Origin of the sequence: Streptomyces himalayensis subsp. himalayensis (assembly GCF_013778455.1) — a bacterium.
Classification (GTDB): Bacteria; Actinomycetota; Actinomycetes; order Streptomycetales; family Streptomycetaceae; genus Streptomyces; species Streptomyces himalayensis.
The window spans coordinates 150,208-163,701 of the sequence record NZ_JACEHE010000004.1 but is presented as its reverse complement, the minus strand read 5'-3'; the positions used below and the strand labels follow the sequence as shown (position 1 = coordinate 163,701).

General features: G+C 70.7%; 12 protein-coding genes and 1 pseudogene. 10 read left to right on the top strand and 3 right to left on the bottom strand.

Going from position 1 to position 13,494, the window contains the following annotated elements; genetic code table 11:
• The first annotated feature begins 213 nt into the window (after positions 1-213).
• The 4 genes from H1D24_RS09050 (at position 214) to H1D24_RS09035 (ending at position 4,824) form a co-directional block, all read left to right on the top strand.
• Complete coding sequence (locus H1D24_RS09050) at positions 214-639, top strand: DUF6643 family protein (RefSeq protein ID WP_181656893.1); 426 nt, start codon at positions 214-216, stop codon at positions 637-639.
• Between the two features lie 46 nt (positions 640-685).
• A complete protein-coding gene (locus H1D24_RS09045) occupies positions 686-1,510 on the top strand; it encodes an MOSC domain-containing protein (protein WP_181656892.1) in 825 nt (274 codons plus the stop codon).
• A gap of 157 nt (positions 1,511-1,667) precedes the next feature.
• Positions 1,668-2,273, top strand: coding sequence for an Rv1733c family protein (locus H1D24_RS09040; protein WP_181656891.1), 606 nt, complete (start codon positions 1,668-1,670; stop codon positions 2,271-2,273).
• Between the two features lie 115 nt (positions 2,274-2,388).
• A complete protein-coding gene (locus tag H1D24_RS09035) occupies positions 2,389-4,824 on the top strand; it encodes a right-handed parallel beta-helix repeat-containing protein (RefSeq protein WP_181656890.1) in 2,436 nt (811 codons plus the stop codon).
• Between the two features lie 3 nt (positions 4,825-4,827).
• Here H1D24_RS09035 and H1D24_RS09030 read toward each other — a convergent pair whose 3' ends face one another.
• A complete protein-coding gene (locus tag H1D24_RS09030; RefSeq protein ID WP_258563969.1) occupies positions 4,828-7,152 on the bottom strand; it encodes a hypothetical protein in 2,325 nt (774 codons plus the stop codon).
• Between the two features lie 413 nt (positions 7,153-7,565).
• On the opposite strand from H1D24_RS09030, the gene H1D24_RS09025 reads away from it, so the two are divergent.
• Positions 7,566-8,396, top strand: a complete 831-nt coding sequence (locus H1D24_RS09025) for a DeoR/GlpR family DNA-binding transcription regulator (RefSeq protein ID WP_181656889.1) — start codon at positions 7,566-7,568, stop codon at positions 8,394-8,396.
• A 189-nt stretch (positions 8,397-8,585) separates the two neighbouring features.
• Positions 8,586-9,065: an SRPBCC family protein gene (locus H1D24_RS09020; RefSeq protein ID WP_181656888.1), complete on the top strand. Its 480-nt coding sequence runs from the start codon at positions 8,586-8,588 to the stop codon at positions 9,063-9,065.
• 123 nt (positions 9,066-9,188) lie between these two features.
• Here the strand turns inward: H1D24_RS09020 and cds1 are convergent, their stop codons facing one another.
• Positions 9,189-10,337, bottom strand: a complete 1,149-nt coding sequence (gene cds1 / locus H1D24_RS09015; protein WP_374064192.1) for an L-cysteine desulfhydrase Cds1 — start codon at positions 10,335-10,337, stop codon at positions 9,189-9,191.
• A gap of 334 nt (positions 10,338-10,671) precedes the next feature.
• On the opposite strand from cds1, the gene H1D24_RS09010 reads away from it, so the two are divergent.
• Together H1D24_RS09010 and H1D24_RS09005 are read left to right on the top strand one after the other, a co-directional pair.
• The gene (locus H1D24_RS09010) at positions 10,672-10,995 is read left to right on the top strand and encodes a hypothetical protein (protein WP_181656887.1); all 324 of its coding nucleotides are present in this window, start codon (positions 10,672-10,674) and stop codon (positions 10,993-10,995) included.
• 206 nt (positions 10,996-11,201) lie between these two features.
• Positions 11,202-11,741, top strand: a complete 540-nt coding sequence (locus H1D24_RS09005; RefSeq protein WP_181656886.1) for an ATP-binding protein — start codon at positions 11,202-11,204, stop codon at positions 11,739-11,741.
• A gap of 255 nt (positions 11,742-11,996) precedes the next feature.
• Here the strand turns inward: H1D24_RS09005 and H1D24_RS09000 are convergent.
• Positions 11,997-12,230: pseudogene (locus H1D24_RS09000) on the bottom strand (SHOCT domain-containing protein); the annotation flags it as partial.
• A gap of 63 nt (positions 12,231-12,293) precedes the next feature.
• Between H1D24_RS09000 and H1D24_RS08995 the strand changes: the two are divergent.
• Positions 12,294-12,878, top strand: a complete 585-nt coding sequence (locus H1D24_RS08995; protein WP_181656885.1) for a TetR/AcrR family transcriptional regulator — start codon at positions 12,294-12,296, stop codon at positions 12,876-12,878.
• 16 nt (positions 12,879-12,894) lie between these two features.
• Complete coding sequence (locus H1D24_RS08990) at positions 12,895-13,479, top strand: DUF4865 family protein (RefSeq protein ID WP_181656884.1); 585 nt, start codon at positions 12,895-12,897, stop codon at positions 13,477-13,479.
• Positions 13,480-13,494 lie beyond the last annotated feature (15 nt).

Genomic DNA, 13,494 nt, shown 5'->3' with positions numbered 1-13,494 from the left:
ACGAGTCCGAAGCCCCCCATGAACTCGCACGAAGCTCCCCGGTCAACCGCCGGTAACCCGTCGGGAACTCGGCCTTTACACGATCCCGACGCTCAAAGACGACCGTTTTTGCCGAGTTCGCTCGCATTGGGGATCCGCAGCCCCTGCCGACACGGAAAACAACCCTCTTATCGGTCTCCCCAACCAGCACATCGTGGGCTTAACTTATGTGCCATGACCTCCCCCCGCTCCACCTATGGCGGCGGTTACTACTCCGCGCCGTCCTTCCCGGACACTCCCATTTACGACTCGCTCGTCGCAGAGCGGGGCACACCGCAGATCGCGCCGATCCGTGTTCCCTCCGCGTACGACACGGGCAGCCATCTGCCCGCGCTGCCGGCAGCGCTGCCCGCCCTGCCCTCGGCCCCGTCGCCGCAGCCCGCTCCCCAGTACGGCTACGCGGCCCAGCAGCCCGCACCGCTGCAGCAGGCCCCTTCGCCGTACATTCCCCAGCAGCCGACGGGTCCGCGCGGCTACCCGGGTCCGCAGGCCCAGCGCCCCGTGCAGAGCGCGGGCTATGAGGCGATGCGACCGGCGCAGCCCCGCCCGGCCCCCGCGCCGTACGAGGATCCGTACAACCGCCAGCAGCGCGGCTACTGATCCAAAAGCACCTGGGGTTGTCAGTGCCGGCTGGCAAGATGGCCTCATGGTGAATGGGGTGCTCGACTCGATCCACGTCCATCCGCTGAAGGCGGCTCGGGGACACGCGCCGCGTGAGACGCTCGTGGAGCCATGGGGCCTTCGCGGCGACCGGCGGTGGATGCTGGTCGACGAGGCGGGCAAGGTCGTCACGCAGCGCCCGCACCCATGCATGGCGCTGGCCGCTGCCGAGCTACTGCCCGGCGGCGGCATACGGCTGTCCGCGCCCGGACGCGAGCCGCTCACCGTGCCCGTGCCGGAGGCGGCCCGGACGATCCTGGTGGAGATCTGGCGGGACAAGGTCGACGCAGTGCCTGCCGACTCGGCGGCACACGCATGGTTCAGCGACTACCTGGACGCGGACGTGCGCCTCGTCCATCTCGACGACCCCGCCAGGCGCCGCCCCATCGACCCGGAATACGCGCAGCCCGGCGAGACTGTCAGCTTCGCTGACGGCTATCCCCTGCTGCTCACCACACTCTCGTCGCTCGACGCCCTCAACTCCCTCATCGCGCAGGGCGATCATGCCGACGAGGGCCCCCTGCCCATGAACCGCTTCCGACCGAACGTCGTGGTGCGGGGCACAGCTCCCTGGGCCGAGGACGATTGGTCGCGCATAGCCATCGGTGACGTGACCTTCCGAGTGGCCAAGATGTGCGGGCGCTGTGTCGTGACCACCACGGACCAGGCCACCGCCGAGCGGGGCAAGGAACCGCTGCGCACCCTCGCCCGCCACCGCCGCTTCGGCGACCAACTGGTGTTCGGGCAGAACCTGGTGCCCGAGTCCGACGGCACGATCCGCGTCGGCGACGCGGTCGAGATCCTCGGATAACCGGCTCCGTCACGGGAACACGCCCGCCGGGCCCAGTCGTTGGCACTGTGTGGGAAATCGCTGAGAGGGAGGGGTGATCTCGCTCTCTCTTTCGCTGCATGCGCGCGTGGGGCGTGCCGTTCAGGGTTATCACGGACGGGGAAGGGGGTGCAGGACTGTGCGAGCACTCGCAGGCTTCTGGCGTTGGCGGCACAATCCGCTGCGCCGCAGGACCGACCTCGTCGAGGCATGGCTGGCGCTCGTGGCCGCGCTGCTGATCGCCGTCGCCGTGCCGGTCGTCGGAGTCGTCACCGGAGACCTCTCCCACCACGCGTTGCTGCAGTCGGTCGAGGAGCAGCAGCGAGAGCGCCACCGGATATCCGCGACCGTGGTGAAGGAGATCGCTCAGCCACGGCTCGACCCCGACCCGGAGACGTCGCCCGACCGCGACGTCCAAAGCCGGGTGCTCGCCCGCTGGACGGCACCGGACGGGACCAGGCACCGCGGCACCGTCATAGCCGAGCTCAAGGAGCCGCACGCGGGCGACCGGTTCCCGCTGTGGACCGATGCCCACGGCGAGGTCGTGGGCCGTCCCCTCGACACCGCCACCGCCACGACACACGCCGCGCTGGCCGGATTCGGCGCGGCCGCGGCAGCCGCCGCGCTCGTCGAGGGCGCCAGGCGCCTGATCGTATGGCGCATGGTGCTGCGGCGGTACGCGCGCTGGGACCAGGCGTGGGAGAAGACCGGGCCGGACTGGGGCAGGACGGGCACCGGCAGCTGAGAGCACGGCTCTTGGGTCAACTCGCCCTCCCCGCGCACGCTACGGTGGACCGGCCGAACACTTCGGCACCCTTCGCAAGAACCCGCGTACCACGAGGTGGGGGCAGAGCAGACCCATGGCACAGGGCACGGTCCAGGTGACGCACACCGGCACGTCGCGGTGGCGGCGCCGCACAGGCGAGTACGCATCACTCGCCGCCGCCCTGGAGGCCGCCGGGGACGGCGACGTCCTGACCGTGGCTCCCGGCACCTACCGGGAGAACCTCGTCGTCCAGCGCGCCGTGACACTGCGCGGCCCCGAGGGTTCCCCCGGCTCGGTGCGCATCGCGCCCGTCGACGGGGTGCCGTTGACGGTGCGCGCCTCCGCGGTAGTGCAGCACCTCCATGTGGAGGGCCAGGACTCCGCAGCGCCCGCCCTGCTCATCGAGGACGGTGCCCCCGAGCTCGCGGATGTGCGCGTCGTGACACGGTCGGCCAGTGGAATTGAGGTGCGAGGGGGCGCGCGGCCGGCCGTGCGCCGCTGTACGGTCGACAATCCGGCGGGCATCGGCATCGCTGTGATGGACGGTGGTGGTGGCGTCTTCGAGGAGTGCGAGGTCGTCTCGGCGGGCCAGTCGGGCATCGCGGTGCGGGGAGGCGCCTATCCGCGTCTGGAGCGGTGCCGGGTGCACCACGCCTCGGGCTCGGGCCTCTCGGCGACGGGCGAGGACACGGGGTTCGATGCGGTCGGCTGCGAGGTGTACGAGATCAAGGGCTCGGGCGTACAGGTCACGGGGCGTGCCACGGCCAGTCTCACCGAGTGCGATGTGCACCGTACGACCGCCGACGGCATCACGCTCGACACCGATGCCGTCCTCACGCTCGCCGACTGCCGGATCCATGAGATCCCCGAGAACGCGATCGATCTGCGCTCCCGCTCCGTGCTGACGCTGACGCGTTCCAGCGTGCGCCGGTTCGGCCGCAACGGCCTGTCCGTATGGGACCCGGGCACGCGGGTGGACGCCAACCAGTGCGAGATCCATGACAGTACGGGCGACTACCCGGCCGTCTGGGTCAGCGACGGCGCGACCGCCGTCCTCGACTCGTGCCGGGTGCACGACGTGCCGGACGCGCTGTTCGTCCTCGACCGCGGTTCGCGCGTGGACGTCGTCGACAGCGACCTGTCGCAGGTGCGCAACACGGCGGTGTCGGTGAGCGACGGGGCGAGCGCGCAGCTCGACGACTGCCGTATCCGCGAGGCGGCGACGGGCGCGTGGTTCCGTGACCACGGGAGCGGCGGCACCCTTTCGGGTTGCACGCTCGACACCACGCAGACCGGCGTGATCGTCACCAAGGGCGCCGACCCGACCATCGAGCGGTGCACCGTCACATCCCCTGCGGAGGCCGGCTTCTACGTCTCCGCCGGGGGCCGCGGGACCTTCCACGGCTGCCAGGTGAGCGACAGCGGCGGGTACGGCTTCCACGTCATCGACGGATGCCGTACGACGCTGCGGAAGTGCCGTACGGAGCGCTGCTCGCGCGGTGGTTACGAGTTCGCGGACGGCGGCGCCTCCCAGGGTTCGGGGGGCACGGGCGGACCGATGGTCGAGGACTGCACGAGCGATGAGAGCGGCAGCCTCCGCCGGGCTACGCGGGAGACGGCCGTACAGACGGCGACGCAGCCGACGTCCGGGCTTCTCTCCCCGATCCCGGGCCAGCGCACCACCGAACAGCAGCCGGCCGCCCCCGAGCAGCCCGTCGCGCGGGAGTCGAAGGCCGTGCTGGGTGAACTGGACGCGCTGGTCGGCCTGGAGAGCGTCAAGCGCGAGGTGCGCGCCCTCACGGACATGATCGAGGTGGGCAGGCGCCGGCAACAGGCTGGGCTGAAGGCGGCATCGGTCAGACGCCATCTGGTCTTCACGGGGTCGCCCGGCACCGGCAAGACGACGGTCGCCCGGCTCTACGGCGAGATCCTGGCGTCGCTCGGTGTGCTGGAGAAGGGGCACCTCGTGGAGGTGTCGCGCGTCGACCTGGTCGGGGAGCACATCGGGTCCACGGCCATCCGCACGCAGGAGGCTTTCGAACGGGCCCGCGGCGGCGTGCTGTTCATCGACGAGGCGTACGCGCTCTCCCCGGAGGACTCGGGCCGCGATTTCGGCCGCGAGGCCATCGACACGCTCGTGAAGCTGATGGAGGACCATCGCGACGCGGTGGTGGTGATCGTCGCGGGCTACACGGCGGAGATGGAGCGCTTCCTCTCCGTCAACCCGGGCGTCGCCTCCCGCTTCTCACGGACGATCACCTTCAGTGACTACGTTCCCGAGGAGCTGCTGCGGATCGTGGAGCAGCAAGCCGAGGAGCACGAGTACCAGCTTGCTCCGGGTGCGTCCGAGGCGCTGCTGAAGTACTTCACGGCGATCCCTAAAGGGCCCGCGTTCGGCAACGGCCGTACCGCGCGGCAGACCTTCGAGGCGATGGTGGAGCGGCACGCGGGGCGGGTCGCCCAGCTCGAGGAGCCGAGCACGGACGACCTCACCCTGCTCTATCCGGAGGACTTGCCCGACCTGCCGTGAGGGTCACCGGGTGGTGGTGCCCTGACCGCTGTCGGCACCGTCCCGGCCACCGGCACCGCCGTGCCCGGCTGCGGTCTCGTGACCGCCGTCGGCATCCTCCGGAGGTGCGGTGTCCGGTCGCTGGGCGGGGACGCCCGGCCTGAGCCGGGCGAGCAGCCGGGTGCGTTCCTCCGCGAAGGCGGGGTCGGCCTGGTAGTCGGAGTGTCCCAGGATCGGCGCCGGAAGCGGATGCTGCTCGGTGCGGCCGTAGGCGAGCGGGTCCTTCAGGGCTGCGCGGTCGACCTGAGGGCCGCCTGCGCTGTGCAGCCGGACGGGACCGCCGATGGGATCGGTGTCCCGGTACAGATTGCGCCAGCAGTCCACCTCGCGGTGCAGGCCGGCTAGCGCGGCCGGGCCGAAGTAGGCCGGGAACCACCGTCCGTAGAGCCGCTCCAGCGGTGAGCCGTACGTCAGGAGGGCGACCCGCTTGCGCACTGCAGGCGTGAGCTGCCAGGAGGCTGCGGCCGCAAGGACGCTGCCCTGCGAGTGGCCCGAGATGACGAGCCTGCCGCCGGTGGTGCGCGTCCAGGTGGCCATGCGCCAGGTCAGGTCCGGAACGGCGCGCTCGGCGTAGCACGGCGGTGCGAACGGGTGTGCGGCGCGCGGCCAGAACGTACCGACGTCCCACAGGATGCCGATGGTGCGGCGGGCCGACGCGTCGCGGTAGGCACGGCGGCCCCAGGTGACGAACAGGATGAAGCCGAGGCTGATCAGCCAGGAGCCGAGTGCCTGTGCGGTCTCTGCGGCTCCCGTGAGAAAGGCGCCGCTGCCTTTCGCCGCCTCGCCGGGTACCTTGCCGGCCGTCCAGGCCCCGGCGAGCGCGCCTGCGCCGAGGAGCAGGGTGACGGCGGAGGTGATGCCGACGACCACGGGCACGCGGTCGGTGAGGGCGGCACCAGCGCGCGTGCCGGCGATACGCCGGGTGCGTGCGCTGTCCTCCGGCTCGCCCGGGTAGTCGCGCATCACCGTGGGGATGTCGCGGCGTGCGCGGCGCCAGGTGAGCACGGCCAGCCAGCCGCACAGCACGGCGAGTACGGCCAGGAGCGGCGGGATCACGGAGGCCTGCCAGGTGAGCAGCACGGGCGGGCCGTCGATGGTGCCTCCGGCGCCGGGGGTTCCGGCGCCGTCCAGCCAGTCGCCGACACGCTGGGCCACTCCGCCGGTCATGACTCCGCCCAGGGCGCAGGCCAGCATGGCCACCGCAGGGCCGCCCAGTCCGCGCATGGCGGTGCGTGCGTCGGGTGCGGTGCGGAAGAGCAGGGTGGCCACCACGGCCAGGGCGATGACGAGGAGGCCCTGGACCAGTGTGATGCCGCCGAAGGTCGCGTCGCCGGGCAGACGGCCCGCGGACCGCCAGTCGGGGCGCGACCACCCGGCGTACACCACCGTGAGGGCCAGCAGGACGACTGCGCCTGCGGGCAGCCAGCGGATCAGGGTCCTGTCGAGGCGCTCGTCGATCCGGCTTTCACTACGCCCCCTGCGGCACACCACCCACACCACAACTGCCGCTCCTACAGCGAGGGTTGCGTCCAGGACACGCCCCAGTACATCCAGCAGTGCGGGGCCGCCGGCCTGCCGGTCGAAGCGCGCGGCGGACGTGCCGACGGCCGCCGCCACGGTGAGCAGGCCCGCCGCGGTGTGCGCAGCGCGCAGCCGGGCCACCAGGCGACGCCCGTACCAGAAGCCCGGCCGTCCGAGGGCGGTACGGCCGGTGTCCTCGTCCGGGTCCGACTGGTGCGGCAGGGGCTGCTGGGACTCGTACGCGCTCCAGGTGCGGTGGGAGAGGTACCAGAGGAGTCCGGTGAGCGCCACGGGTGCCACGGCCGCGAGGGCGAGGCGCCGCCCGGGCTGGCTCCACCAGCCGTTGTCGGACACCTCGGGCGACAGGAAGCCGAGCCATGAGCGGTCCTCGGCGCACGCGCGCGTGCCCGCGCACTGCCACGCCGTCAGGTCGAGGGCGACCTCGCAGGCGGCGGCCACCAGCAGCACGGTCAGGGTCAGGCCGGCCAGGCGCACGAGCAGGCCGTACAGGCGCACGGTTCTCTGCTGGTTGCGGCGGGCGGTGGGGCGCATCCAGTGCGCCAGATTGACGACCATGAACGGCAGCAGCAGAAGCCACAGGGCTCGCGAACCGTTGCCGGAGGTGAGGTTGCACCAGACGTACGCCTCGGGGACCGGCTTGCCGCGGTAGTCCTCCGGCCGCTGCTCGGCGTCCGCGTCATCGGTGCGCCGGAAGACCGCCGCCGTGTCGTCGCCGGACATGCGTACGGTGCGCGGATCGCCCAGCATCTCCTCGGGGGTCGTGCCCCCGACTCCGTGCACCAGCAACTCCAGGGCGGTCTCGCCCGGAGTGGTGGGATCTTCCTCGACGGTGCGCCCGTCCGACGTGACGCCTTGCCCGACGGCGGTCTCCTCCGCCGCGGGACGCTCTGTGGCATGGTCCACTGTTCCGCTTCCCCCGTACTGCGCGTATCTCCGGGCAGACGTGTGCCCGGTGCAGGGTTTATGTCATGTGCAGGGTTATGTCATGTGCAGACACAGGATCTCGGTTCGGGAACCCGCGCGCACGCCTCGTCACGGAATCTCCCCCATCCGGTGACCTTGGCGTATGGCATTAACGCAGGCAGTGGCACGGTTGTCGGTGGCTCGTGCAAGGATGGGGCGTCCTGAGGAATCGACGAGGCGGAAGGACCGGAGCGGGCGTGAGTGAGAACCAGAACCTCCTCGCGGAGCAGCGCCGCGCCCTGATCCTCGACGAGGTACGCCGACGCGGCGGTGTACGCGTCAATGAACTCACCCGCAAACTGGGCGTTTCGGATATGACGGTCCGCCGTGACCTCGACACCCTGGCCCGTCAGGGTGTGATCGAGAAGGTCCACGGCGGCGCGGTCCCGGTCGTCGAGGCGAGCACGCACGAGCCCGGCTTCGAGGCGAAGTCGGGCCTGGAGCTGACCGCCAAGGAGGACATCGCGCGGACGGCCGCGGCCCTCGTCACGCCGGGCTCGGCGATCGCGCTGTCAGGCGGTACGACGACGTATGCGCTGGCCCAGCACCTGCTGGACGTGCCGGATCTGACGGTGGTCACGAACTCGGTGCGGGTGGCCGACGTCTTCCACTCGGCGCAGCGCAGTTCCGGCCAGAGCCAGGGCGCGGCGACCGTGGTCCTCACCGGGGGCGTGCGTACGCCGTCCGACTCACTGGTGGGCCCGGTCGCCGACCAGGCGATCGCCGCGCTCCACTTCGACCTGCTGTTCCTTGGCGTGCACGGCATATCGGTCGAAGCAGGTCTGTCGACGCCGAATCTTGCGGAGGCGGAGACGAACCGGCGGCTCGTGCACTCCGCGCGCCGCGTGATTGTGGTCGCGGACCACACCAAGTGGGGCACTGTGGGACTGAGTTCGTTCGCTGCGCTCGAGCAGGTGGACACGCTCGTCACGGACGCAGGGCTCCCGACCGAGGCACGCGCGGAGATCTCCGAGCATCTGCACCGGCTCGTGGTGGCGGGCGAGACGGACCTCGCCGCGGACCTCTAAGAACTGCGGAATAACGCTGCGAACTGCGGAACGCTGAGAACCGCATACCTCTGAGAACCGCGGACCTCTGGGAATCACTGCAGACATCTGACGTTCCGCCAGCTATGGTGGCCAGCCCTGCCGATCGCCCGTTTGCGACGGGTCGATCGGCTTCCGCCGGGGTTCCGTCTCCGCTTGGGGGTGCGTTTCATGGCACGACGCCTCACCGCCGTGGGACTCGAGTTCACCGAGTCCGCTCCGCTGCGCCTGATCTTCGCTCATGAGATCTCCGCGCCGCCGGACGTGGTGTACCGCGCGCTCGCCGAGGACGTCGCGGGCTGGCCCGAGTGGTTCACGGCGGTCACAGACATCCGCCCGACCGAGGACGGCGCGGGACGAGAGGTCCGGCTCAAGGGCGGTACGCGCTTCCAGGAAACGGTTCTCGCAGCGAAGGCGCCGGAGGTGTACGCCTACCGCGTCGACGAGACGAATGCGCCGGGCGTCCGCGCCCTGCTAGAGGAGTGGCGGCTGACTCCGGCCGGGACCGGTACGCGCGTGCAGTGGACGTTCGCCGCGGCCGGCAACACGCTCTTCCGGTTCGCTCTGCGGGTGGGGCGGCCGGGCCTCGGGCGCGCCTTCCGTGACGCGGTCACGGCGCTCGACCAGCGGCTGGCGTCTGCGACCACCTGAGTCCGAGACGGCCGAACAGCCTCGCCGCCAGCCGCCAGCCGAGCCGCCAGCCTGGCCACGTCCGTCCGCCGCCGGTCGCGGCGGAAGCCTGCTGCCTCAGCCCGGCCAGACCACGTTCCTGCCTCAGCCCGGCCAGACCCCCGTCTCGAGCAGCGAATCGATCGCCGTCACGTACGGCGTGATGTCCAGTCCCTGCCCGGTCAGCCACGCGTCGGAGTAGTACTTGTCGAGGTAGCGGTCGCCAGGGTCGCACAGCAGTGTGACGACGCTGCCCGTGCGGCCCTCCGCCACCATCTCAGCGACGATCTTCAGCGCCCCCCACAGGCCGGTGCCCGTGGAGCCGCCCGCCTTGCGGCCGATGGCACGCTCCAGCGCCCGGACGGCGGCGACGCTGGCCGCGTCCGGCACCTTCATCATCCGGTCGATGGCACCGGGTACGAAGCTGGGCTCCATACGGGGCCTGCCGATGCCCTCTATCCGGGAACCGGAGTCGCACGTGACGTCCGGTTCGCCGGTCGTCCAGCCCTCGAAGAAGCATGAGTTCTCCGGATCAGCGACGCAGATGCGGGTGTCGTACTGCATGTAGTGGACGTAGCGCGCGAGAGTCGCGGAGGTGCCGCCGGTGCCGGCCGTGGCGACGATCCATGCCGGCTCCGGATACCGCTCCAACCGCAGCTGACGGTAGATCGATTCGGCGATGTTGTTGTTGCCGCGCCAGTCCGTGGCCCGCTCCGCGTAGGTGAACTGGTCCATGTAGTGGCCGCCTGTCTCCACCGCGAGGGCGGCCGACTCCTCGTACATCGTCCGGGGGTCGTCGACGAAGTGGCACCGACCGCCGTGGAACTCGATCAGACGGCACTTCTCGGCGCTCGTCGTGCGCGGCATCACCGCGATGAAGGGGACGCCGATCAGCTTTGCGAAGTAGGCCTCGGAGACCGCGGTCGACCCGCTGGACGCCTCGATGACCGGGCGGTCCGGCCGGATCCAGCCGTTGCACAGACCGTACAGGAACAGCGAGCGGGCGAGGCGGTGCTTGAGGCTTCCCGTCGGATGGGTCGACTCGTCCTTCAGATACAGGTCGATGCCCCACTGTTCGGGCACCGGGAAGCGCAACAGGTGCGTGTCCGCGGACCGGTTGGCGTCGGCCTGCACCTTGCGTACGGCCTCTTTGAGCCAGGTGCGGTACTCCGCGTCGCTGCGGTCCACGTCGAGCGTGGGGCGTGGGCTACCGGTCTGTGCCTGCTGGGTGATGTGCTGCTGGATGGTGCTCACCGCGGGGCTCCTTCGCATCGCGCCGACCCCCGTTCGCGCCGGCTGCACGTTTCGATCATAGGCACCTTCCGCACGCTTCTCACCTGCATAAACGCGCCTTTGAGTGCCCCCAAGGAAGGCCTGGGGCGGGATGCCGGACGGCTGCGTGGACGCGCCTACGCACAGCCCCCGTGGGCAGCCGGGGCGCATCCGCGGAATGCTTCCGATGGAGGACTCCTGCTGGGCGAGAGCACTGGTGCTCGACGCCGGGCGCGTGCAGACTGCACGGGAGCACGGGTGGACACTGCACGGCAGCACGGGTGGACACGGCCGAGCACACGAGGGGGCGGGGAGCATGGCGGAGCCCGAGTTCACGGCCACGGGCGTGCGGATCGGCAAGGGGCTGCGCTCGCTCACGCGGGCAGGTCAGATCCGGATCACCGACGGCAGGCTGGAGTTGCTCACCAGCTACGGGAGCGAGATCGACAGCGCACCGGTACAGGCCGTGCGCGCCGGCAAGCCCTGGCTGGGCGACGACGACCGGGCACTGGCCGACGTCAACGGCACGCGCTACCACCTGACGCTCGCCGAGGGAGACCCGGCGCCCGGCAAGGGCGGGCCACCCTCCGCACGCCGGTTCATCGAGGCGGTACGCAGGGCCGGAGGCGGCCGGGCGTAGTCGCCGAAGCGGCCAGGCACGACGCGAGTTGCACGCAGGCACCCCCTGAGTCACTCTGGTCTCAGTCTCAACGTTTACTCAGGGTTTACCGGCGACTACGCTGCGAATCAGTTCGCCGGTCACGCAGCAGGCGACCGTGATCCGCAGCCGCCTTGCTGGATCCGTACTTCGTCTTCTTCCGGACCTCAATTCGGGGAGTCGCAGCCGTGATCAGTCAGCCAAGCAGGCACTGCACGGTGGAGCTCCAGGCCCTGCCGTCGCGGATCGGCCAGGTCCGCAGAATCGTCTCGGCGCAGTTGCGCTACTGGCATCTGGACGCCCTGATCGATCGGGCGGCGCTCGGTGTGACCGAGCTGCTGACCAACGTCCACCGGCACGCACAGCCGGACAAGGTGTGCACCGTAGAACTCGAGCTGCTGCTCGACCGCCTCACCGTCTCCGTCCATGACCACGATCCGAGACTCCCGCAGATCCATGACGCGGAGTCCTTCGCCACCAGCGGCCGCGGCCTCGCCATGGTCGCCGCGGTGAGCGAGAGCTGGGGCGCTCGCCCGCACGGCGAGCACGGAAAGGTCGTGTGGTTCACGCTTCCCGCTCCGAACCCGTCCGCCCCGTCGGTACTGCTGCCCGCATCTCCCGTGTACGGCGCCACCACGACAGGTCCGCTGCTGGCGGACCTGGAGACGGTGCCTGACGAGGAGCACGTACCCGGACATGCTCCCGCCCGGTCGGCCGTTGTCGGCTGACCGGGCGGTGACCGGAGCTCAGGGCTGTCGGCCCAAGAGGCGCGTGCACTGAACGCGGGCTCACGGTGCGTCGCTCTGCCAGCCGGTGGCGCCATCACTCCAGGCGCCGTCACTCCGAGGCGCCCTCACTCCGAGGCGCCCTCACTCCGTGGCGATGGCCCGCAGCACATCCAGCCGTGCCGCCCGGCGCGCGGGCGCAACCCGGGCGGCTGTCCGGGTGGCGGCGGTCACGGTGCTCGTCACACCGCGCGACACCGCACCGCCCTTGCCGCCGCCGCTGCGTCCGGACTGCTCGTCCAGGACCGACAGCCGGCGCCAGTACTCGTCCTCGTCGATCTCGCCGGAGGGGAAGCGGCGGCCCAGCATGGCGATGGGCGAGTTGTCGTCGGAGGTATCCCACGGGCCGCATGCGTCCGTGGGCCGCCATGGGCCGCGTCCGTCCGTGGGCCGCCACGGGCCGCGGCGTCCGCGCCGCACGGTGCGTCGCAGAACGGCGACGACTGCGGGCTACTCCCCCTGGCGCCCCCAACATGGACGACTGTACCTACTAGTATGTACAGTGCCCGTATGAGCACCCCGGAGCGACTGATCGAGTCCACTCGTGAGCTGCTGTGGGAGCGCGGCTATGTGGGGACCAGTCCGAAGGCCATCCAGCAGCACGCGGGTGCCGGGCAGGGCAGCATGTACCACCACTTCACGGGCAAGCCGGATCTGGCCCTCGCGGCGATCCGGCGCACCGCCGAGGAGATGCGCGCCACCACCGAGGGCGTACTGAGTGCTCCCGGTTCGGCCTGCGAGCGCATCCAGGCGTATCTGCGGCGTGAGCGTGACGTTCTGCGTGGCTGCCCCATCGGGCGGCTGACCATGGACCCCGACGTGATGGCCAGCGATGAGCTGCGCACGCCGGTCGACGAGACACTGGACTGGCTGCGCGAGCGGCTGGCCGCGATCGTCGAAGAGGGCAAGAAGCAGGGCGATTTCGCGCCCTCACTCGACGCGGAGGCGATCGCCGCGACGATCCTCGCGACAGTCCAGGGCGGATACGTACTGGCACGGGCGTCCGGCTCGCCCGCCGCCTTCGATGCCGGTGTCCAAGGGTTGTTGTCCCTGCTCACGGCCGGCTCCCCCGCCACGTAGTCCTTGGAGGAACACGATGCACGCCATGCAGTACGAGCTCACCCTGCCGGCGGATTACGACATGGACATCATCCGCACCCGCGCGACGGGCAAGGGCCCGCTCATGGACGACTACCCCGGCCTGGGCCTGAAGGCGTTCTTGATGCGCGAGCGCGGGGTCGACGGCTCGCCGGTCAACCAGTACGGGCCGTTCTACCTCTGGAACACCCTCGAAGGCATGAACTCCTTCCTCTGGGGACCTGGATTCCAAGGCCTCGTCAACGACTTCGGCCGACCCGTGGTGCAGCACTGGACCGGTCTCGCGTACGAGCCCGGAGCGGCCGCCGAGTCCGCCGCGCGGGTCGCCGTACGCCGGCGGCAGCACATGCCGGACACGGAACCGCTGTCCGAACTGATCGAGGAGGCCGTACGGGAAACCGAGCGGGTGGCCCGGCTGGACGGCGCGGTGTGCGCGGCTGCGGCCGTGGACCCGCGGCACTGGGAACTGGTGCACTTCTCACTCTGGGATCACGACACGCCGAAGGCGCCCGGTGATGTGTTCCAGGTGCTTCATCTCTCGGCGCCCGAGCGGGACCGGCTGCCGCGGGGGCGGCAGTGGTGAGCACGGCAGTGGTGG